At 72.6% G+C, this 22,355-nt stretch carries 14 protein-coding genes and 1 pseudogene; 8 read left to right on the top strand and 7 right to left on the bottom strand.

The genetic code is table 11. The annotated features are described in order from the left end of the window. The first annotated feature begins 513 nt into the window (after nt 1-513). Entirely contained in the window at nt 514-1,308 is a 795-nt protein-coding gene (locus LQ326_RS20235; protein ID WP_234538608.1) for an SGNH/GDSL hydrolase family protein, read from the top strand. 619 nt (nt 1,309-1,927) lie between these two features. On the opposite strand, the gene LQ326_RS20230 is transcribed toward LQ326_RS20235, so the two are convergent. After that, nucleotides 1,928-3,085 (bottom strand): DUF3103 family protein, encoded by a 1,158-nt coding sequence (locus LQ326_RS20230; protein ID WP_234538607.1) that lies wholly within the window; start codon nt 3,083-3,085, stop codon nt 1,928-1,930. 236 nt (nt 3,086-3,321) lie between these two features. Further along, nucleotides 3,322-4,050, bottom strand: coding sequence for a FadR/GntR family transcriptional regulator (locus LQ326_RS20225; RefSeq protein WP_234538606.1), 729 nt, complete (start codon nt 4,048-4,050; stop codon nt 3,322-3,324). 490 nt (nt 4,051-4,540) lie between these two features. Here LQ326_RS20225 and LQ326_RS20220 point away from each other — a divergent pair, with 490 nt between their 5' ends. Continuing rightward, nucleotides 4,541-5,848, top strand: a complete 1,308-nt coding sequence (locus LQ326_RS20220) for an MFS transporter (protein ID WP_308401966.1) — start codon at nt 4,541-4,543, stop codon at nt 5,846-5,848. Between the two features lie 270 nt (nt 5,849-6,118). On the opposite strand, the gene LQ326_RS20215 is transcribed toward LQ326_RS20220, so the two are convergent. The 3 genes from LQ326_RS20215 to LQ326_RS20205 are packed head-to-tail and all read right to left on the bottom strand — an operon-like array spanning nt 6,119 to nt 11,767. Next, nucleotides 6,119-6,748 (bottom strand): TetR/AcrR family transcriptional regulator, encoded by a 630-nt coding sequence (locus tag LQ326_RS20215; protein ID WP_234538604.1) that lies wholly within the window; start codon nt 6,746-6,748, stop codon nt 6,119-6,121. Beyond that, nucleotides 6,745-8,469 carry a class I adenylate-forming enzyme family protein gene (locus tag LQ326_RS20210; protein WP_234538603.1) on the bottom strand — a complete coding sequence of 575 codons (1,725 nt, stop codon included), beginning with the start codon at nt 8,467-8,469 and terminating at the stop codon, nt 6,745-6,747. Before LQ326_RS20210 ends, LQ326_RS20215 begins: the two co-directional genes overlap by 4 nt. Before the next feature lie 22 nt (nt 8,470-8,491). Then, entirely contained in the window at nt 8,492-11,767 is a 3,276-nt protein-coding gene (locus LQ326_RS20205) for a carboxyl transferase domain-containing protein (protein ID WP_234538602.1), read from the bottom strand. Nucleotides 11,768-12,391: 624 nt separating this feature from the next. On the opposite strand from LQ326_RS20205, the gene LQ326_RS20200 reads away from it, so the two are divergent. The 6 genes from LQ326_RS20200 (at nt 12,392) to LQ326_RS20175 (ending at nt 20,702) form a co-directional block, all read left to right on the top strand. Next, nucleotides 12,392-14,104: an ABC transporter substrate-binding protein gene (locus tag LQ326_RS20200; RefSeq protein WP_234538601.1), complete on the top strand. Its 1,713-nt coding sequence runs from the start codon at nt 12,392-12,394 to the stop codon at nt 14,102-14,104. After that, nucleotides 14,101-16,170: an alpha/beta hydrolase family protein gene (locus tag LQ326_RS20195; RefSeq protein WP_234538599.1), complete on the top strand. Its 2,070-nt coding sequence runs from the start codon at nt 14,101-14,103 to the stop codon at nt 16,168-16,170. The genes LQ326_RS20200 and LQ326_RS20195 overlap by 4 nt, the downstream gene beginning before the upstream one ends. Continuing rightward, nucleotides 16,167-17,204 (top strand): ABC transporter permease, encoded by a 1,038-nt coding sequence (locus tag LQ326_RS20190; protein ID WP_234538597.1) that lies wholly within the window; start codon nt 16,167-16,169, stop codon nt 17,202-17,204. Before LQ326_RS20195 ends, LQ326_RS20190 begins: the two co-directional genes overlap by 4 nt. Further along, complete coding sequence (locus LQ326_RS20185) at nt 17,201-18,094, top strand: ABC transporter permease (protein ID WP_234538595.1); 894 nt, start codon at nt 17,201-17,203, stop codon at nt 18,092-18,094. The genes LQ326_RS20190 and LQ326_RS20185 overlap by 4 nt, the downstream gene beginning before the upstream one ends. Continuing rightward, a complete protein-coding gene (locus tag LQ326_RS20180; protein WP_234538594.1) occupies nt 18,091-20,031 on the top strand; it encodes an ABC transporter ATP-binding protein in 1,941 nt (646 codons plus the stop codon). Before LQ326_RS20185 ends, LQ326_RS20180 begins: the two co-directional genes overlap by 4 nt. A 77-nt stretch (nt 20,032-20,108) precedes the next feature. Further along, entirely contained in the window at nt 20,109-20,702 is a 594-nt protein-coding gene (locus LQ326_RS20175) for a helix-turn-helix domain-containing protein (RefSeq protein WP_234538593.1), read from the top strand. A gap of 441 nt (nt 20,703-21,143) precedes the next feature. Here LQ326_RS20175 and LQ326_RS20170 read toward each other — a convergent pair whose 3' ends face one another. Beyond that, nucleotides 21,144-21,884, bottom strand: a complete 741-nt coding sequence (locus LQ326_RS20170; RefSeq protein WP_234538592.1) for a class I SAM-dependent methyltransferase — start codon at nt 21,882-21,884, stop codon at nt 21,144-21,146. A gap of 206 nt (nt 21,885-22,090) precedes the next feature. Continuing rightward, nucleotides 22,091-22,326, bottom strand: a pseudogene (locus LQ326_RS20165) (fic family toxin-antitoxin system, toxin component); the annotation flags it as partial. Between the last annotated feature and the right edge of the window lie 29 nt (nt 22,327-22,355).

Raw genomic sequence — 22,355 nt, 5'->3', positions numbered from 1 at the left:
CACTCGAGCGCAACTCCCGGCAGCCGCAACGCGTCGAGAGCACCTCACACAGGCCGCCGTCCCACCGCCGTCGCGCACGCGGCATCCACGGCGCGCACGGCACCCGCGACTCCGGCGCGACCGTCGACGGCCGCGTCCGCACCGAGCACGGCGAGGCACACCGCAGGTCACCCGACCGCGCCAGGACATTCACCTATGACGCCGGCGGCGCGCATACCTCAACTCCCGCCCCCAAGGGCGTGACCGGAACGCCGACCACGTACAGCACCGGCATGCGCTGACGGTCCCGCCGGCCGCGTCGGCCATGGCACCCACCCCGCCCCACCGGCCCCACCGGGGCATCACCACCCTCTCGCGGCAGCCCTCTCCCTGTACCCACCCCTGGTTCCACTCCTTGAGACCAGGGTGCGAACGCGGAGTGCCAAGAGGGTTGACCTGTCATGCCCACGTCACTTAAGCGCATCTTCTCGTGCACCGCCCGCTGGAATCCGACATCCCGCTTCTGGAGGTCCCGTGAGATCGACCAAGTCGCTGTCCGTGCTCGCAATCCTGGGCGCCGCAGTACTCGTCAGCCTGGGTCTGGCCGCTCCGGCCGAGGCCGCCGGCCCGGTCTACGTCGCGCTGGGCGACTCGTACTCCGCCGGCAACGGCGCAGGCAACTACGACAGCGCGAGCGGCAGTTGCCACCGCAGCTTCAGCTCCTACCCCTACCTCTGGAAGAACGCGCACGCCCCGTCGTCCTTCGCGGACACGGCCTGCTCCGGCGCGGTCACCACGGACGTGACGAACTCGCAGCTCGGCCCGCTGAACTCCGCCACCACCCTGGTCTCGGTCACCATCGGCGGCAATGACGCGGGCTTCGCCGACGTCATGACGGCCTGCGCCACGGATTCGGACTCCGACTGCGTCAACCGGGTCAACCAGGCCGAGAGTTACGCGCAGAACACCCTGCCCGCACGCCTCGACGCCACCTACGACGCGATCCGGGCCAAGGCCCCCAACGCCAAGGTCGTCGTGCTGGGTTACCCGCACCTCTACACGCTCAACGTCTTCTGCGTCGGGCTCAGCGACACCAAGCACCGCAAGATCGACGAGGCCTCTGACACCCTCGACAGCGTCATCCAGAGCAGGGCCGCCGCGCACGGCTTCGCCTTCGGTGACGTCCGCACCACCTTCAACGGGCACGAACTGTGCTCGGGCGACGGCTGGCTGCACTCCATCGTCATCTCACCGACCTGGGAGTCCTACCACCCCACCGCCACCGGCCACGCCTCCGGCTACTACCCCCTCCTCAACGCCAACAGCTGACCGGCCCGCAGCCACGCGCAGGCATCCGGGCGGCCCGGATGCCTGCGCGTGAAACACCGCACTCCAGGCCGCCACACCGTCGCGCCCGCCCGGCGGACAGCCGGTGGGCCTCGGTGGACGGGACCGGCTCCCCCCATTACCGTCTTCGCGGCCCCGCAACGGGGTTACTGGCCTTCGGACTTGACATGACCACCTCCCCTTGTCGAGCGCATGGCCCGGGGTGGTGTCACCATCTCCGAAGGCACTGCCGGACCGCTGGTCAGAGGCATGACCTCCGGCCTGTCCACAGGTCGGAGGCCTTTCGCCATGTGGATGTGGCGATCAGTGCCGTGGCAGCCGGGCGAGTGCCACCGGAGGACACAGCACGTGATCGACACCGGCGACATCGGCATCTGTCCCAGCCTGGACGTCGGCAAGAGCGAACACCACGCCCCCATGCTCACCCCGGCCGGGAAAGAAGACCTTCACCGCGGCCTGCCCAACAATGAGCCGGGGGCTCCGCGAGGTCTTCGCCAAGCCGCATGCCACGTGCGGTCTCATACGTCAGGCGGGCCGCCTCCTCGGCGCGGACCGGCGCGTTCTTCGACGCTCGGGGCCGGTCCGCGCTCAGGTGCGAGGTCTAGAACCCCTCGACGAAGTAGGGCTCGACGGTCATCCAGCCGTTGCCCGAGGCGCCGTTCAGCCGGCCCGTGGAGTTCTGGGCGAGGGTGTACCAGGACTCCACGTAGTCGGGGTCGTCGGTGAACCAGCTGTCGGGGATCGCGCTCAGGACCGCGTTCACCAACGGGATGTAGGCGCCTTGGTCGGTCACGGTGAGCAGCGCCGTGGTGATCGCCTGCGCCAGCGCACGGTAGTTGGTGCCGTCGTCGTCCTCCATCATGACGACGTCGGCCAGGTTGTACTTGTAGTTGGACCAGTTGACCAGGATCTGGTTCGGGTAGTAGACGGTGCCGTCGTAGTCCAGGTACGGCATGTCCACCGAGTCGACCCGCGCCTTGCCGTCCTGGCCGAAGCCGGTCACCAGCGAGAACATCTCGGCGGCGCCCTTGAACCAGGGCTCCTGGTCGTCGTTCACCTCGACGGCCGTGACCTTGGTCGCCCACCAGCCCGCCGCGCTCGCGGCTTGGGCGCTGTTCGCCGCCTTCGACCGGAGGGAGGTCAGGCCCTTGTCGGCGAAGGCCTTCTGCAGCACCTTCAGGCCGGCCCGGTGGGCCTTGGTGACGTCGATGTCCAGGATGTACAGCGGGCGGCCGGGGACGTGGGCGGTGCCGACGGCGTGGGCGTGGCCTCGGCTGTCGTACGCCGTGAGGTTCTTCGCGTCGTCGTCGGCCGCGGCGACGGCGATCCAGGGGGTGGCCGCCGCGTCCAGGTGCGACCGCATGGACGGCGCGGCCAGCCGGAGGCGCAGCAGGGAGCCGGTCGATGCGGGCAGGCCCTTCAGGCCCGCGATGCGACGGTCCGCGGCCGAGACGGAGGCGTACAGGTTCCTGCCCTCCGGGGAGGCGGTCCGGCCGGCCAGCGCCTGGAGGTCCACCTCTTCGGTGCCGAGCGCGGCCGCACGGACCTGCTTGCGCCACTGCGGGTCGCGCAGCGAGGCGGACAGCGCTCGTGCGATCTCCTGTTCGGCCGACCCCACCGGAGATTTCCGGAACGTCGCGGCCTGGTCCCCCGCGTCCCGCGGCGGCGCTGCGATCGCCGGCTGGACGGAGCCGCCGATGACCGCGGACAGCATCACGCCGATGAGGACGCCGCGTCTCTTGCTTGATCTGCTCACCATGCTCCTTGTGTTGTCGGTCGCCGCCGCGCCCACGGTGGACGGACGGCCGTCATAGGGGGATGGCCCGGATCCGATTCGCTCGACCTTGTCCCGGACATGACATACCGGGGTACGTAGGGTGAACGGGCATCAGCGTACGAATGATCGGGGCCATCGAGGCCGGGCCGGTCAGCCGCGCACGCCTCGCCTCGCCTCGCCGGGACCGGTGTACCCGGAGTCGCGGCCGGGGAGCGCGGCTACCGGGGGCTGCCGGCTCGCGGCCGGCCGCGCGGACCGCTCATCGAGCCGAGCATGAGCTTCTCGGTGTCGGCCAGATACGCCTCCGCCGCGCGCCGCGCCTCCGCGACGTCCCGGCCGGCCACGGCCCGTACCACCGGCGCGAGGCGGTCCGCCGCCCGCGCCGCGTCCTCGAACGGCGCCCGCAGCGCGGCCCGTACCGGGAGATAGGCGTTGAACAGCGTGTTCGTGAGGAGCAGGTAGACCCGGTTGCCCGTGGCCCGCGCCAGTTCGCGATGCACTTCCACGTCGGCGAGCTGGACGGCGTCGGCGTCCGGTCCGTCCGCGACCTGACGCAGCAGGTGCTCCAGCCGCCGAGCCTGCCGGTCCGTGCGCCGGCCGGCCGCGCGGCCGGCGATCAGGGTGCCGACGTGCCGACGTACCTCGAAGACCTCCCGCAGCCATCTGGGGTCTTGTGCCGCCAGCATCGGAAGCAGGTCGGCGCCACCGGTCCGCAGGTAGTCCAGGACACGTGTGCCGATGCCGTGCCGGGTGCTCAGCAGACCCGCCTGCTCCAACCGCATCAGCGCGTGCTTCAACGTCGTACGGGTGACCCCGTATCCGGCAGCCAGTTCCCTCTCGGGGGGCAGCAGGGATCCAGGGCCGTGCGTGCCGCTGAGGATGTCCTCACGCAGCCGTGCTTCAAGCAGGTCGACCACGGTTCGGCGCGGAATGCTCTCGACGGCCACGGAGGATCTCCCAGGCTTCGGTCAGCGGTTCAGTGGCTCACTGGTCCAGCGGCCCACTGGTTCGGCGACTTCTTGGTCTAGTGGCTCAGCCACTGCCTCAGTGAAGCAGCCCCTGAACCACCACGTCAATTACCTCTGGGGGCACAGCAGTTGGTCAGGTTCCGCGGGGCGGGCGGAGCGTGGTGGCAAACTGCCGCCTCGCAGCCGGGGATCCGGCGCGCCGGGTCCGGTCACAGGGCGGCTCCGTGGAGGGCGCGGTCCTGGGGGACGAGCGGCATCGCGGGCGCCGTGCTGCCGACGCCAACGGCCTTGCCGGCAGTGCCGGCCTCGTCGCTGGACACCATGGCGTCCAGGAAGTGGTGGACGAGGTGCCAGACGCGTGCGCCACCGCTCCTGCCGGTAAGCGGACCACACCGGAGGGTGTTCCTCGGCCCGCTGTGTACGGACCCCCAACCGCCCCACCGGTACAACAGGTTGGAGAGCTCACGGCATGATGCCCGGTGTGGACCCGATGAATGAGCCGCCGGACCGGCCGCGAACCCGCTGGGGAGTATTCACCCAACCGGATTTCCGCCTGCTCTGGACAGGCGAGACCGTGAGCGGACTGGGAAACAGCATCACCGTGGTCGCGTTGCCGCTGATCGCGGTCGACATGCTGGACGCCGGCTCCACCGCCGTCGGCCTGCTCGCCGCGGCGGTTTGGCTGCCCTGGCTGCTGGTGGGACTGCCCGTAGGCGCATGGGTGGACCGGATGCGCAAACGGCCACTGATGATCGCGTGCGATCTGGTGGCAGTCGCGGCGCTGGTGAGCATTCCCCTTGCCGCGTGGCTCGACGCGCTCACGTTTCAGCACCTGGTCGTCGTCGCCCTGATATGCGGCACCGCGGCGGTGTGCTTCAACACCGCCTACCACTCGTACATCCGGATCGTGCTCGACGGCCGCGACCTGCTGGAGGGCAACGCCAAGCTGCAGGGCAGCGAGGCCGCCACCCAGGTCGCGGGGCCGGGGGCGGCGGGGCTGCTCGCGCAGTCGTTCGGCGCGGCCACCGCGCTCGTGGCCGACGCGATGACGTTCCTGGTGTCCGCGGTCTGCCTGAAGCGGATCAGCGTGATCGAGCAGCACCGCGACCGGGACGAGGAACACGTCCCGCTCCGCCGGCAGATCAGTGACGGGCTCCGCTTCGTGGGCCGGGACCGGTACCTGCGGCCGATGGTCACCTGGGGCGCCGTGATCAATATGGCGCTGATGGGTTACCAGGCAGTCCAGGTCGTCTTCCTGGTCCGCACCGTCGGGCTGAACCCGGCCATGGTCGGTCTGCTGCTGACCAGCGGCAGCACCGGTGGCATCGTGGGCGCGGCGGTGGCCACGAGGGTCAGCCGACGGTTCGGGACCGCGCGCGGGCTTCTTCTCCTACAGGTCGCCACCGCGCCGTTCGCGCTGCTCCTGCCGATGACCACGGCAGGGCCGGGGCTGTTGCTCTTCGCAGTGGGGGCTTTCGTCGTCGGGATCGGCATTTCCGTGGCCAACGTCGTGGTCGGCAGCTTCCGGCAGGCCTACTGCCCGCCGCACATGCTCGGCCGGGTCGTGGCGACGGCCATGATGATCAACCACAGCACCATCCCGCTCGGGTCCCTGCTCGGCGGCATGCTCGGCGACGTCGTCGGATATCGCCCGGCCATGTGGATCACGACGGGTGTCGTCGCGCCCAGCTGGCTCGTCCTCGCCACCAGCCCGATGCGCCGCGAGCGCGACCTTCCGCAGACCTACGAGCCACAACCAGCGCACGCAGAGAGCTGAAGGACGACGCAAGGGTCGCCGGACGAACAAGTAGTCCGGAGAAGGTCTCCCCTGCAAACTGCGCAACCGGACCGTCGAAGAGTGTCCGGACGTCGACGACTGCCCGAAAGCCGGGTACATGGACCGCCCGCCTGCCGCGCAGCTCGCACTCCCCTATCCGCCGTCCCCGGCGTACGAGCCGGGGCATCGCGGGCGTCGCCACTGCTGCCGTCCTCGTCGTCGAGGTACCCCGGCACCCGGCCGACGCGGCCCCCGGGCCGCGCAGGGTGTTCAGACTTCGCGGGTGTCGATGCCGAGCAGGCGCAGGTACATGGCATTGAGCGTGTCCACGGTGTTCTCGAAGTGCGCCGGATCGGTGATCCGGTGCCGTGCGAACCGCGCGAACATACCGAGAACGGCATCGGCGACCGCTTCGGCGTCCGCCGCCGGATCGGCCTGCCCGGCAGCGGTGAGCCGCTCCACGTAGCGGATCATCCGCCGCCGCGGCCGCTCCTGGATCTCCGTCCAGACCGCCGCGATCGCGGGGTCCGCGAGGGCCTGGTGCTCGATGACCGTGAGCAGATCGAGGTGCTGGGAATAGGCGGTGAGGAAGGCGGCGCTGGACGCCCGGCCGAGGGCCACCGGATCGTCCTCGTCGACGCCGGGCACCTCGTGCGCGGCGAGGAACTCGTCGCGCACCGCCGACGCCACGGACGTGAAGACGTCCGCCTTGGAGGTGAAGTACAGATAGAACGAGGCACGGGAGACATGCGCCGCCTGGGTGATGTCGGCGATGGTGGCCCGCGTGTACCCGTGCGCGGCGAAGACCTCTTCCGCGCAGCTCAGGAGCCTGGTCCGGGTCTCGTGGTCCTTTCCCTCCCGTGAGGTGCGCGCCCGTGCCCAGGCCGCCTCTTCCGTCATGACGTGCCGTGCCCGAGTTCGTCGAGGATCTGCCGGCGCAGCCTGTACTTCTCGATCTTGTTGGTCGGGGTGCGGGGTAGGTCGTTCACCATGCGTACGATACGTGGCCGCATGTACTTGGGCATCGCCGCGCGCGCGTGGTCGTGCACGTCCTGGACGGTGAGCCGGGTGCCTTCGGCCGGGACGACGAAGGCGACGACGTCGTCCTCGTCGCCCTCCTCGGACGGGACCGCGAACACGGCGCAGTACCGGACCCCGGAGAGCTGGTTGATCACGTCTTCGACCTGGTACGACGAGAGGTTCTCGCCGCGGACCCGGATGCGGTCGCCGAGCCGGTCCACGAAGTAGAGCAGACCGTCCTCGCCGCGCACCGCGGCATCCCCGGTGTGCAGCCAGAGGTTGCGCCACGCGGCGGCCGTCGCCTCCGGTCTGCCCAGGTACTCGAGCATCGTCAGCCCGGGCAGCCGGGGCCGGACCGCCAGTTGTCCGGGCTCCTCGACACCGCATTCGCGGTCGTGTTCGTCGAGGACCGCGACCTCGAAGAACGGCACAGGCCGGCCCATGAATCCCTTGCGGGTGACCGTGCCGCCGGCAAGGACGGTCTGTCCGCGCTGTGCCGCCACCTCTTTGATCTCGCGGTGTGAGAGGCCGCGGTAGAGGTGGGCCGGGGTTCCGCGGCCCTCCGCCGTCTCCTCGATGAACGCGCTCACCACGGCACCGGATTCCGTCTGGCCGAATCCGGCGAAGACGAAGTCGAATCCGAATCGGCGGGCGACCTCGGCGTGGTGGAGCGGGAGGGGTTGCAGGTAGACCTTGTTGAGGGTGTTCGCGCGGTCGTCCGCGGTGGGTTCCCGCTGCATCAGCCAGGGGATCATCACGTCGAGCAGGATCGCGGTGGTGGCGCCGCGGGAGGAGATCCGTCTCCAGAAGTCATCGGGGCTGAACCGGTCCCAGAGGGCCACCTCGCATCCCGTCCACGCGGCTCGCGCCACGTTCGCGATCGCGCCGCCCACGTGGTACATGGGCAGGTCGCTGTAGATGACGTCGTCGGCGGTCAGCGGCATCCGCAGACCGAAGGTGTACTGGGCCATCCACCGGTAGGGCTGCACCACGCCCTTGGCCGGCCCGGTGGTTCCCGACGTGTACACGATGTTGGCCGGGTCGTCGAAGCCGACCCGGACGTCGGGGCGTTCGGCCTCGGCGGTCAGCGACGCCCAGGGCAGTGCGCGCAGACGTGGATGGAGTGCCGCGACGTCGGCGACATGGTCATGGGCGCTCTGGGGCGGTGCGTACACCACCAGCGGTGGCGGTGCCTGCAGTTGGTCCGCCACGTCGTTGACCGCGGGCAGCAGCCGGGCGTCGGTGACGAGCAGCGAGGGTGCGGTGTCGTTGAGCTGGTAGGCGAGAAGCCGGCCGGTGAATGCGAAGTTCACCGGGCAGTAGACGGCTCCGGCTTTCCAGATGCCGAACATCAGCAGAGCGGCGACGTACGAGTTCGTGGTCAGCACGCTGACCCGGTCGCCCTTGGCGATACCGTGCGCGGCCAGGTTGCCCGCGATGTGATCGCTGATCCGGCCGAATTCGGCGTAGGTGTGGGTGATCTGGTCCTCGCCGTAGTGCAGGAACACCCGGTCCGCGCGGGTGCGGGCCCAGTGGTCGAGGCGCTCGGTGATGATGTCGCCGTCGGCCTGCAGGAGGGCGAGCAGTGCGTCGTTGTCCACCGTGATTCCTCTCGTGGGGATCTCAGGGGCGGGTGCCGAAGGCCGGCCGGCCGAGGAGCGTGGGGATCAGCCGGTACGCGTCGCGCACCCAGTCGCACAACAGCGGCCGGCTGTCCCTGGGATCGATGACGTCCTGGACGCCGAACCTCTCCGCGGTGCGGAACGGTGATCCCACGTTGGCGAGTTCGGTGCGCAGGCGGTCGGCCTCGGCGGCGGGGTCGTCGGCTGCCTCGATGTGTGCGCGGAAGGCCGCCTCGACACCGCCCTGCACGGGCAGTGACCCCCAGTCGCCGGACGGCCAGGCCCAACTGCGCATGGCCCGGTGGCGGTTGACGATGCCGGCGCCGCCGACGCCGTAGACGCGGCGCACGATGAGTTCGGCCTGCGGTACCCGGGCCTGGTAGACGGCGCTGATGGCGCGTGCGCCGTACCGGATGGTGCCTCGTCGTTCGGCGGCCAGTCCGATGGTCATGCCCGCCTGGTCGGTGAGGCTCACGACGGGCAGGTGGAAGGTCTCGCACAGGTCGACCAGCCGCGTGACCGCGAGCGCGCCCTCGACCGACATGGTCGCGCCCTCGTAGGGGTCGGCCGCGATCACGCCGACCGGATGGCCGTCGAGGCGGGCGAGTGCGGTGACGGTGCCCCCGCCGTATTCGGCGTAGGTGAACACCGAGCCCGCGTCGAAGATCGCGTCGAGGACCGGTCCGATGGCGTACGGGCGGCGCTTGTTGTGCGGAATCGCCGACAGCAGACGGTCCTCGCGGCGATCGGCCGGGTCGGTCCCCGCCAGCACGGGAGGCCCTTCGTACACGCTCCGGGGAAGATACGACAGGAAGGCCCTGATCACCTCGAACGCGGCGTCCTCGGACTCGACCACCCGCTCGACGGCTCCGCTGGAGCGGTGCACCTGGGTTCCACCCAGTTCGTCCTTGGTGAGGATCTCGCCGGTGGCGCTGCGCACCAGCGGCGGCCCGGCCGTGAAGAGCTGACCGACGCCGTCGACCATGACCGCCAGGTGGGACATGACCAGCCGTGCCGCGCCGAGACCGACCGTCGGCCCCAGGGAGGCGGCCACGACGGGGACCACCGACAGGTTGTCGACCACCGCGTCCCACGCCGGATTGATCGGGACGTAGGTGTAGCCGGCGTCGAGGGCCATCTTGACGCTGCCGCCGCCGCTCTGGCCGTCGAGCAGCCGAACCATCGGCAGCCGCATCTGATGCGCGTATTCCTCGAGGTAGATCTGCTTGGCGTGGATCGCCGCGTCGCCCGCACCGCCGCGCACCGTGAAGTCGTCGACACCGAGCACCACCTTGCGTCCGTCGAGGTGCGCGGTGCCCGCGACGAAGTTGGTCGGGGCCACCGACAGGGCCGCGCCGCGCTCGTCACGCGCGGCGAAACCCGCCAGCGCGCCGATCTCGGCGAAGCTCCCGGGGTCGGCCAGCGCGGCGATCCGTTCCCGGGCGGTCATGCGGCCGGTGCCGTGCTGGCGGGCGATCTTCTCCGGACCGCCCAGGGCGCGGGCGAACGCCTCGCGCCGTGCGATCTCCTCGACCTCGGCCGACCAGTCCTCGTCCACGTCCTGTTCGCGGGCACGGGACTCGCCCGCAGCGGGACCTGCGGCAGGTGCCGCCCCCTCTGTCGCCTTGACCAGCACGAGGGGTGTGCCGGCCGCCACGACGTCGCCGGGAGCGGCCAGGAGCCGCAGCACGTGCAGGTCGCCGTCCGCACGGAGCACGTGCTCCATCTTCATCGCTTCGAGCACCAGCAGCGGGGCGGCGTCCGGCACGTCCGTGCCGGCCTCGGCGGAGACGGAGACGACCACGCCGGCCATCGGCGCCCGCACCGCGTCGGTTCCCTCCGGCAGGACCAATGACGCGTCGGGCGCGACCGGTCCGGCCGGTGCCGGGTCGCCGGGGGCCGCGGCGAACGGGGCGGGGGGCGAGAGGTGTGCGGCGAAGCCGGCGAGACGGGCCGGAAGGTAGGAGGTGTCCCATGTGCCGGTCAGGAAGTCGGGGTCGGTGAGGATCGCGTGCAGCAGCGCCCGGTTCGTCTCGACACCGTCGATGCCGCACTCGGTGACCGCCATGGCGGCGCGGCGCGCGGCGTCCTCGAAGTCGTTCCCGAGGGTGATGATCTTGGCGAGGAGGGGGTCGTACCGGGGGCCGACGGTCCATCCGGCATAGCCGGCGGTGTCGACGCGTACCCCCGGCCCGGAGGGCAGGGCGAAGCCGGTGATCGTGCCCGTCGCGGGGTAGGGGTCTCCGGAGTGGTCCAGCTTCTCCGCGTGGAGACGGGCCTGGAGGGCGAAACCGCGGGCGGCCGGAGGTTCGGCCAGACCGCAGTCGGCCAGACGGGCTCCCCGGGCGAGGCGGATCTGGGTACTCACCAGGTCGACTCCGGTGATCGCCTCGGTGATCGTGTGCTCGACCTGCAGGCGCGGATTGGCCTCCATGAACCAGAACTCGTCCCCGTCGAGGAGGAATTCGACCGTGCCGATGCCGTGGTAGCCCACAGCGGCCGCCAGACGTGTCGCGGCGTCGATGATCCGCCGTCGGGTGCGCGGGGCGAGCGAGGGGCTCGGGGCGACCTCGATCAGTTTCTGATGGCGGCGCTGGACGCTGCAGTCGCGCTCCCACAGGTGACTGACGCCACCGTGGGTGTCGGCGACTATCTGTACCTCGATGTGCCGGGCGGCGGGGAGCAGTTTCTCCACGTAGAGCGCGCCGTCTCCGAAGGCGGCGCGGGCCTCTGAGGCGCAGCGGTCGAACGCCTCCTCGATCTGTCCGGCGTCGTGCACCTCGCGCATGCCCCGGCCGCCGCCGCCCGACAGCGCCTTGACCATCAGCGGGCCGTGCGTCCCGAAGAAGGCCCGCGCCTCCTCGGCCGTGGTGGGGCCGGACGATCCGGGAGGCACCGGAATCCCGGCCTGTTCGGCGACGCGGCGGGCCGTCACCTTGTCGCCGAGCCGGGCGAGCACCTCGGGCGTCGGCCCGATGAACCCGATCCCGGCTTGCTCACACGCCCGCGCGAAACCGGCGTTCTCGCTGAGGAAGCCGTATCCGGGATGGACCAGGTCGGCGCCGCACGAGGCCGCCGCCGCGACCACGGCCTCGATGTCGAGGTACGCGCCGGGTCCGGTCCCGGGCAGCGGCAGGGCGAGGTCGGCGCGCAGGACGTGCAGGGCGCGGGCGTCGTCCGGCGCGTGGACGGCGACCGCCGTATCGCCCAGGAGATGGATCGCCCGGATGATCCGGACCGCTATCTCTCCCCGGTTCGCCACCAGGATCCTGGCCATGCCGCTCCTCACTGACACTGACGTCACTGTCAGCGCTCTGTATAGCACGTCGCCGCGGGGACGTCACCGCTCCTGCCCGAACAGGTACGCAGGGCTGTCGGCGTGCCGTCGGGAAGACGCGTGACGGTTCCTGGTCGAAGGCCGGGCAGAGACTCCCCGCCGTCCGGGCCGGCCTCGTTCGGCCGCCGGCCCCACCGAGAGCGTCAGCCGAGCCGGGCGGCTGCCGCACCGCGCGGAGGGGGTGCGCCGGTGGCGGGATCTGCCGCCAGGGCAGGGGGCACGACGTCTGGGCGCGGCCGGGCGGCGGCACCAACGCGGTACGCGACCGCCCGCCGTTGCCGGAGGCCGACCCGGTGTCCACGGTGCCGCTCGTTCCGACCCGGCTACCGCAGCAAGTCCGTTCCCGACCCGGCTCGTTGGCGCGCGGCCCGCACACAGCCACGGACGTGGGCGCCCCGCCCCGCACGGCGGGCGACATCGGCCGGCCGGGGGCGGCCTCGTCCCGAGGGGTGGAACGCCCGTTGCCCCGCAGGCCGACCATGCGTACCGTTCCTGCCCAAACGGGAACGAGCAGAAGACATCGCGTTCTCTGCCGTACCCAACTCCCGAGCAAGGAGCAGTGCCATGGCCTCAGGCACCAACCGTTCCCGCGCCGCCGCACCGGCCTCCGGAAACACCGTCACGGATCCCCTGGCCCCGGGCGCCGGCCGCCGTGGCGTCCTCGGACTGCTCGGGCTCGGCGCCGCCGCGGTCCCCCTCGGTGCCCTGCTCACCGCCTGCTCCTCCGCCACCCCGGCCGACGGCGACTCCAAGGCCGCCGGCTCCGCGCCGGTGGACGCGGGCGGCGACATCGAGCAGCTCACCATCGCTCTCCCCGGCTCGCTGTCCACCCTGGACGTCAGCCACGAGGCCGGCATCCTCAACTACATCGCCGTACTGCTGGCCCAGGAGTCACTGCTGTCGGTCAGCCCGGACGGTGCCCTCGGAGCCGGCCTGGCCACCTCCTGGACCCACCCGGACCCGCTCACCTACGTCTACGAACTGCGCCAGAACGTCACCTTCTGGGACGGCACACCGCTCACCGCCGCCGATGTCGTGGACTCCGTCGAGTACCACCTCGACCCCGCCAACGCCTCCCAGCTCGCCTACGCCTACTCCACCGTGAAGTCCGTGCGGGCCACCGGCCCCCACCAGGTGACCATCCGGCTCAAGAACCCGTACGCGATGTTCCAGTGGACGCCCACCCCCAGCACCCTGCTCATCGGAAGCAAGGCCTACGCCGCCCGGCACAAGGGCAAGCTGGGCACGGCGTCCGCGCTGCTGATGGGCACCGGGCCGTTCAGGGTGACCTCCTTCGCCCCCGACGACCATGTCGAGTTCGAGCGCAACGAGAAGTGGTGGGGCGGGCATGTCCGGGTGAAGAAGCTCCGGCTGACCTTCGTCGCCGACGACAACACGCGGCTGCTGGCGATGCGCTCCGGCGAGCTGGACGGCGCGGTCAACCTCCCCGCGGACCGGGCCTCGCAGTGGGAGCGGATCAAGGACACCGAGGTGCACTACGCCTCGGACCACTCGGTGGTGGCGCTGGCCTTCAACACTTCCAAGGCCCCCTGGAACGACCCGAAGGTACGGCAGGCCGTCGCCCACGCCACCGACCGCCAGGGCTATGTCCGCTCCATCCTGCGCGGCAAGGGCGAGGTCGCCTCGGCCCTGGTCACCCGGGGGCAGTGGACCGGCCTGCTGACCGACGCCGAGGTCAGGCAGGCCTACACGGCCGTCCCGCAGTACGAGTACGACATCGACCGGGCCCGCACGCTGCTCGCCTCCTCCACCGCCAAGGACGGCTTCACCGAGGAGCTGCACTACCCCGCGAGCGGATCCCAGTTGGGCCGCGCGGCCCTGGCCCTGAAGGAGGCCCTGGTACCGCTGGGGATCACCCTGAACGTCAAGGAGGTCCCCCTGGAGAAGTGGATATCCGAGCTGAGCGAGCCCGACCGCGGACTGCACTTCCTCTGGTACTACCCCACCACCGGCGACCCGGCCGAACTGGTGGAGCCGTACCTGGACTCCGCCGCCATCGGATCCACCAACATCGCGCACTACCGCAACCAGGCCGTGCACAAGGACATCACCGAGGAACGGGCCTCCGTCTCCCCCGCCGCCCGGGGCAAGGACCTGGCCGACGCCCTCCAACGGGCCGGCGCCGACCTGCCCTACCACTCGCTGTGGTGGGGCCAGAGCGCCACCGCGCTGAGCTCCGTGGTCGGTGTGAAGGACTTCGGCACGTTCTTCTTCATCGGCCCCTGGGCCACCCGCCTGTACCCGGCCGGCTCGTGAGCACCGCCTCCGCGGCCGTGGTCGCCGCCCGGCGCCGGCTGATGGACCTCACCCAGGTCATCGAGGCCCAGCCGTCGCCCGACGGCCGGACCACGGCCGTCTCCGCCGTCCTCCCCGGACCGGACGGGCCGCCCCGGGCGGACGTCCACCTCGCGTCCGGCGACGGCTGTGTGCCGTTGGCAGGCGGCGGTTCGGCCGCCCGCCGACTGCCGCGCTGGCTGCCGGACTCCCGCCGGCTGCTGGTGGTCCAGGAGGACGGTGACGAGCGCGGCAGCGCCCTCGCCCTCGCCACCGCTGCCGGCGGCAGCCCGGCGCGGATCCTGGACCGCTTCCCCGGCGAGATCGAGGACGTCCTGGTCGCCGCCGACGGGACAGCCGCCCTGCTGCGCGTCGCCGAGCCCGGCGCGGACCGCGACGGCATGAACCTCGGCCTGCCCGTCGAGGGGTCGGCCGGCCCGGCCGACCCGGCCGTGCAGCGTCCCGGCACCGGGATACGCCGGCTGTGGCGGATCTCCCTGACCTCCGGCCGGCCGGCCGAGCCGGTCGGCCCCGCCGGACTCACCGTATGGGCGGCACACTGGAACGGCGGGCGCCACGCCCTCGCCGTGGTCTCCCGGGACCCCTGGCCGGCCGGGTTCTACCGGGCCCGGGTGGTCCTGCTGGACCTCGCCGCCGGCTCGGTGCGCGAGCTGTCCCCGTCGGACCCCGGCATCCAGCCGGACCATCCGGCGCTCTCCCCCGACGGCCGTCACGCCGCCTGGGCCGAGGGCCTGTCGATCGTCTCCGGCGTGCTCCGGCTCACCGACCTGGACACCGGCGCCCCGGTGCCGGTGCCTCCGCTCGACGACATCACCTCGCTGCACTGGAGCGACCCGCGCACCCTGTGGTACGCGGGCTGGGACGGCACCGGCTCACGAGTGGGCCGGCTGCGGCTGGGCGCCGACGAGGTGCACCACGAGGAGCTGTGGCACGGCGAGGCCACCCTCAGCGGCGCCGGGTACCGGCCGCAGATCCGCACCTGCGCGGCCGGCCGGGTCGCCGCCTCCGTCCTGCACGCCCCCGGGACCCCGCCCGAGGCGGTCACCGCCGACGTCGGCACGGCCACCGAGGAGCCCCCGCGTCCCGCCGGCCCCGCCCCGGCCCCCCACCCCGTCCCGGAACCGGGCGCCACCCCGCGGCCAGAGCCCTTCTGGGCTCCGGTGACCGCGTTCAACGCCGGACAGCAGGTGCTGGACGAGGGCGTCACCACCGAACCGGTCGGCTGGCAGGCATCGGACGGCAGCCGGGTCACGGGCCTGCTGCTGCACCGCGCCGACCTCACCGGCCCGGCACCCGCCGCCGTCCTGCTGCACGGCGGCCCGGCGTGGCTGTGGTCCGCCGGTTTCGCCCCCGGCGACGTGCTCGGCCTGCCGCTGGCGCTGGCCCGGGCCGGCTACCGGGTGCTGCTGCCCAACCCCCGGGGCAGCGCGGGCCGCGGGCAGGGACACGCCCGCGCCGTGGTCGGCGACCTCGGCGGCGCCGACCTGGACGAGGTGTTCGGCGGAGCCCGCGCCCTGCTGGACCGCGGTCTGGCCGCACCCGGCCGGATCGCCGTCCTCGGGCACAGCTACGGCGGCTACCTCGCCGCCCTCGCCGCGGCGCGCGGCGGTCTCTTCGCGGCGGCCGTGGTCGTCTCCGCGCCCACCGACTGGCCCTCCTTCGCCGTCACCAGCGCCATCGGCGGCGGCTACGACGACGCCTACCGCATCACCGGCGGCGGCCGCACCGACGGGCCGGACACCACCGCCCCCACCGCGCCCTCCCCCGCCCGTGAACGCGACCCGGCCCCGACGCCGACGTTGATCCTGCACGGCTGCGCCGACCGGGTGACCCCCGTCGAGCAGGCCCGCGCCCTCTACCGGGCCCGGCTCCTCGCCGGGCACCGCGACGTGGAGCTGGTCCTCTACCCGCGCGAGGGCCACGAGTTCACCGAACCGGATCACCTGCTCGACGCCTGCGCCCGGACCGCCGACTGGCTGGACCGCCACCTCGTACCGGACCCCGACACCGCGGGCGGCACCTCATGACGACGACGTCCCCCGCCACCGGGCAGTCCCCGCAGACCTCTGCCGCACCGTCGCCGGGCCCCGCCCGCCGGGCCGGCCATCCGCTCGCCGCCTACGCCGCCCGCCGGCTCGCGGCGGCCGTCGCACTGCTGCTGGTCGTCTCCCTCGCCGTCTTCGCCCTGCTCGCCCTGGCCCCCGGCGACCTGGCCCGTACCCTGCTCGGCACCCGCTCGGCCACCCCGCAGGCGCTGGCCGCGGTCCGCTCCGCCCACCACCTCGACGATCCGTTCCTCGTCCAGTACTGGCACTGGCTCGCCGCCGCCCTCCACGGTGACCTCGGCGTGTCCGTCCGTACCGGGGCACCGGTCACCCAGGCCGTCGGCGACCGCATCGGCCTGACCCTGCAACTGGCCCTCGGCGGTTTCGTCCTGGCGCTCCTCGCCGGGATTCCCTTCGGGACGCTGGCCGCACTGCGGCGCGGCCGCGCCACCGACCGGATCGTCCAGGGCCTCGGGGTGATCGGCCTGAGCGCGCCCGCCTTCGCCTCCGGGCTGCTGCTGGTCCACCTCTTCGCGCTGCGCGCCGACTGGCTGCCCGCCTTCGGCGCCGGGGACGGCGGCACCCTCGACCGGCTGCGCCATCTCGTGCTGCCCTGCGTCGCCCTGGCCTTGTCGGTGACCGGGCTGCTGCTCAAGCTGACCCGCGCGGCGGTGCTCCGCGAGCTCGACGCCGACCACACCGCCTTCGCGCTCGCCCGGGGCGTGCCACCGCGCGAGGTACTGCTGCGGCATGTGCTGCGCGGCGCGCTGCTGCCCATCGCGACCGGCGCGGGCCTGGTGCTGGCGTACCTGGTCGCCGGAACGGTCATGGTCGAGGCGACCTTCGCGCTGCCGGGGCTGGGGCGGCTGCTGGTGGACTCGGTGACCTACAAGGACGTACCGGTGGTGCAGGCCGTCGCCCTGCTGGCCGCCTCCGCGGTCATCACCGTCAACCTCGTGGTGGATCTGCTCACCCCGCTCATCGACCCGCGCATCCGGACCGGAGGCACCCGATGACCGTCCCAGCCGAACCCGCAGCGGACCGCGGCCCGGCCGTTCCCGTCCGGCCCGCCGGCGCCGCCGGACGCCGCCGGCTGCCCCGGCCAGGACTGCTGGGCGGCGTCTGCCTGGCCGTCGTCGCCGTGCTGTTCGCCGCCGCCGCCCTGGGCGGGCTGGTCTTCCCGCACTGGGCGCGGCAGGACCTGCTGCTCGGCGTCAGCGGGCCCGGCGCCGGCCACCCCCTGGGCACCGACGACCTCGGCCGCGACATCCTGCAGACCGCGGTGGTCGGCACCCGCAGCGCCCTGGTCGGACCGACCCTGATCGCCGTCGGCTCCATGGCCCTCGGCAACCTGCTCGGCCTGTGGGCGGGCTACCGGGGCGGCTGGGCGGACGCCCTGGTGGGCCGCTGGGCCGACCTGGTGCTGTCGCTGCCCGCCCTGCTGGTCACGGTGGTCGTCGTCGGCGTGCTCGGCGGCGGCTACCCGGCCGCCGTCCTCGTACTCGCCGTGCTCTCCAGCCCCACCGACACCCGGCTGGTCCGCTCCGCCGTACTCGCCCAGCGGCACCTGCCGTACGTGGAGGCCGCCGAGGCCCTCGGCCTCAGCCGCCGCCGCATCCTGTTCGGGCACATCTGGCCCAACGTCCTGCCACAGGCCCTCGCCAACGCGCTGGTCAACTTCAGCTTCGCGCTGGTGGCCCTCAGCTCGCTCTCCTTCCTCGGCATCGGCGTGCCCCCGGGCGCCGCCGACTGGGGCCGGATGCTCTCGGAGAACCAGACACTGATGTACGACAACCCGGCGGCCACCCTGCTGCCCGCCCTGCTGGTCGTCACCGCCGCGACCGCCGTCAACCTCCTCGGTGACCGCGCCCAGGACGCCCTCGACCTGCGGGCGAGGACCCGGTGACCGCCGCAGCGCCGAAGCCGGCGCCCTCCAGGCCGCTGCTGGCGGTCCGGGCCCTGCGGCTGGAGACCGCCTCCGTGCCGCCCCGCCCGCTCGTACACGGCCTGGACCTGGACGTACAGCCCGGTGAAAGCGTCGGCATCGTCGGCGAGTCCGGGAGCGGCAAGTCGCTCACCGCCCGCGCCGTCGCCGCGCTGCTGCCCGGCACCGTACGCGCCTTCGGCAGCGTCGTCGCGGACGGCCGGGAGATCATCGACAGCCGGTCCGGCCGCCCCGGCGGCCTCTACGGCAGGGCACCCGAAGGTCACCGCGGCCGCACCGTGTCCCTGCTGATGCAGGACCCGTTCACCATGCTGCACCCGCTCCGCACCTGCGGCCGGCAGATCGCCGACGGCATCCGGGCCGGCGCCCCGGGTACCAGCCGGCGCGGCGCGGCGCTCGCCGTGACCGAACGGCTCGCCGAGGTCGGCCTGGCCCCCGGGACCGCCGACCGCTACCCGCACGAGCTGTCCGGCGGCATGCGCCAGCGCGCCGCCCTCGCCGCGGCGCTCGCCCCCGGTCCGCGCCTGCTCATCGCCGACGAGCCCACCACCGCCGTCGACGCCCACCACCAGGGCGAGGTGCTGGCCCTCATCCGCCGGCTCCAGCAGGCCCGCGGCATGGGACTGCTGCTCATCACCCACGATCTACGGGTCGCCTTCTCGGCCTGCGACCGGCTGTATGTGATGTACGCGGGCACCATGCTGGAGTCCGGCCCCGCCAGGGACATCGAAACCCACCCTGCCCACCCCTACACGGCCGCGCTGCTGGCCGCCGAGCCGTCGGTGCGCGAACGCTACGAGACGCTGCCCGCCACCCGCCCCGCCGCCGGCCCGGCGGCGCCCGCCACGGGCTGCCCCTTCGCCGCCCGCTGCGCCTGGGCCGAGGCGGACTGCCGTACCGCGGAGCCCGTCCCGCACCCCGTCGGCGACAGCACCGGACCCGGTGGGCGGCTGACCGCCTGCCGGCGGATGCCCGCGGTCGCCGCGGACGTCGCCGCCGCGACCCGTAGGACAGTGGCGGTCACCGTCTCCGAGCGGACGGCCCGTCCCCTGCTGCAGGTGCGCGGCGCCCGCAAGTCGTACGGCGGACACGAGGTCCTGCACGGCGTCGACCTGGAGGTTCCCGAGGGCGGCGCCGTGGGCCTGGTCGGCGAGTCCGGCTCCGGCAAGTCGACCCTGGCCCGGCTGGTGACCGGCCTGGAGCAGCTGGACGGCGGCCGGATCGTCATCGCTCCGGACGCTGCCCGGGAGGACACCGGCGGCCGTGACACCGAGCCGCTGCTGCTCGCCCCGGGCCGCCCGGCCCGAGGAAGCCGCCTCGCCCTCGCCTCCGCCGTGCAGATCGTCTTCCAGGACCCCTACTCCTCCCTCAACCCCGTCCACACCGTCGGCTCCGCGCTCCGCGAGGCCGCGGCCTCCCCCGCCGCCCGGCGGCGCGGAGACAGCACCACGACGCCGGTGCCGACGGCCGAAGAGCTGCTGGAGTCCGTCGGCCTGCCCGCCGCCTACGCCGCACGCCGGCCCGCCGCGCTCTCCGGCGGCGAGCGGCAGCGCGTCGCCATCGCCAGGGCCCTGGCCGTACGGCCGAGGCTGCTGGTGTGCGACGAGTCCGTCTCCGCCCTGGACGTCTCCGTCCAGGCGCAGATCCTCACCCTGCTGGCCCGGCTGCGCCAGGAACTGGGCCTGTCCCTGCTGCTGGTCACCCACGACCTGGCCGTCGCCCGGCAGGCCACCGACCAGCTGTATGTGATGCACCGCGGACGCATCGTGGAGCGCGGCCGCACCGACCGGGTGCTGGACCACCCCGAGGCCCCGTACACCCGCCAACTGCTCGCCGCGCTCCCGGGATCGCCGGCCCTGCCCGGCGACTCCGGCACGTCGCGGAGGACGGAGGGATGAGCGGACCGGATAGCCTTCCTGCCGCGGCGTCAGCCGTCGCGGCAGGGCACGATGCGGAAACACCGGGGAGCGGCAGCGTGGACAGTACGACGAACGGTCAGGAACGGGCCGTGCCGGACACCGTGGCCGCAGGGCCGCGCGGCACGCTGGCCGCCAACGTCAAGCGGCTGCGGCTGGCCAGGGGCTGGAGCGTGCGCGAGCTGTCCGCCCGGACCGGCACCAGCAAGGCCCTGATCTCCCAGATCGAACGCGCCGTCGCCAACCCGACCGTCGAGGTGCTCGCCCGGATCGCGCACGCCTTGGACTCACCCGTCGACGAGATACTGCGGGCCCGCCTGACCGAGCCGGAGATCGTCCGGGGCGCCGGCTTCGGCCCCGGCCCGGCCGACGAGACCCTGGTACAGCTGCTCTTCTCCTCCCACGAGCGGGCCAGGTTCGAGATGTACCGCTCCGCCCTGCCGCCGCACGCCCGCAGCCACCGCAGTACCCACGGAGCCGGCTCCACCGAGTACGTGGTGGTACTGCGCGGCACGGTGAACCTGGTCGTCGGCGAGCACACCCACCGTCTGGAGGAAGGCGACTGCGCCCGCTTCGCCTCCGACGAGGAGCACCACTACTCCACCGGCATCCGGGCCGCCCTCACCCAGACCCTGATCGCCTACCCGGACTGACCCGCCGAGCCGGTACGCGAACAGGCATCGGCCTGTCACCGGCTCGGGTGGGCAAGTCCCGTATGTGACCGCGCAGATCGCGAGGGCGGGCGATCCGGGCGGAACAACGGCGATACGGGTGAGAGGCCGGCTGGACGAGCTGTGTGTACGTTCGTCGCCGCCCAGCACGACCCCCTGCCGCAGTCGGCCGGCGTCGACGACCCGGAAGCTCGTCCGCGCCCGGCAGATCGACGGGATCCACCGCTTCGGGGGCTTCGAGCTGACCGCGCCGGGCGGCGAGCGGTTCCTCGCGCGGTTCTTCGCCGAACTTCTCGCCCGGCACGGGAAACCGACCCTGTGGACAGACGCCATGGGGCGCGAAGGTCGTTCCCGGCGCGGATCCAGCACCTGGTTGGGGCTCGTCCGGCGAGGGGATGCCTTCAGGTCTCGGCTCGGCGGAACCTACGGTTTGTGGGTTACCCAGAGCAGTTCCGCCGGCCAGCGGTGTGCCCAGTCGGGTGGGTCGGTTTCGTTGTAGCCGTTGGGTGTTCCGCGTCCGGGCCGCGGCTCGATCAGGTCGTCGATGACGAGACCCGCGCCGCGCAGGACCCTGACCCAGTCGCCGTAGGTGAGCTGATAGCTGGTCGCGCCGTCGCCTTCGGAGATGGTGTCCAGCCCGAAGTAGTCCTGCTGCAGCGTCGTGGTCACGCGGCCGGCGGCTTCGTCGTAACACGCTTCGAACCATGGGCTGGCGACGTTGAAGACCAGGCGCCCGCCGCGGCCCAGGACGCGTGCGGCCTGCGGGACGGCCAGGTGCGGGGGCGCCCAGCTGAGCCCACCGAAGTCGCAGAACACCAGGTCGAAACTCTCGGCGGCGAAGGGGAGTTGTTCGGCCGCGCCTTGCACCAGCGGGTAGCGGGCCGCTCCCATCGCGCGGGCCGCCGCGGCGAGTTGGGCTTCGGACAGGTCGAGTCCGACCACGGTGGCGCCCTCGGCGGCGAGCGCCCTGGACCACTGGCCGGCGCCGCAGCCGAGTTCGAGGACGCGCTTGCCGGTGACGTCGCCCAGGGCGTGCAGGTGCGCGTCGGGGATGGAGTACATGCCCCACAGCCGGGGTGTGGCGCCGATTCGCGGGTCGTGCTCGTGCTGGTAGGCGCTGCTGATCCGGTTCCAGAGCCGCCGGTTGGCGGGGATGCTGTCCACGTGCCGACTCCAGCACTGCCTGCCGGGGCCGGTCAACACGATTGGGGCACTGGCCGGCCCTCGCCTCGGTCCGGCCCTGGCTCGGACATGATCCGCCGCCCAAGGAGCGGCGGGTCTTCGGATTCCGGTATCACTGCTTCGCCGGCGGCTCCTCGGCCTCCTCGACGTCGTCCGGCCCCTGGTGTTCCGCCACCAACTGCTCTGTCTCCTGGGGGACCTCGTGCAGCGTAGTCGGAGCGCTCCAGCCAGCGGCACCGGCCCAGCGTATGTACCAGGGCGGCAGCCTTGGCGTAGGGACCGTCGTAGATGGCCCGCTCGAACAGTTCGGCCCGGCGCGGGCCACCGCCGAGACTGGGACGCCATAGTCGTCAGGAGCCGGATCGTTCACCCCGGCGGCTTCGGCGGCCTGCGGGATCCAGGGCACGTCGATGCTCAGATCCATCAGGCCGCGTGCTGCCGGCCGCCGACGGT

The organism is Streptomyces shenzhenensis (assembly GCF_021462265.1).
GTDB lineage: Bacteria > Actinomycetota > Actinomycetes > Streptomycetales > Streptomycetaceae > Streptomyces > Streptomyces shenzhenensis.
Note: the sequence above shows the minus strand (reverse complement) of the source record. Positions and strands in the feature narration are given on the sequence as shown.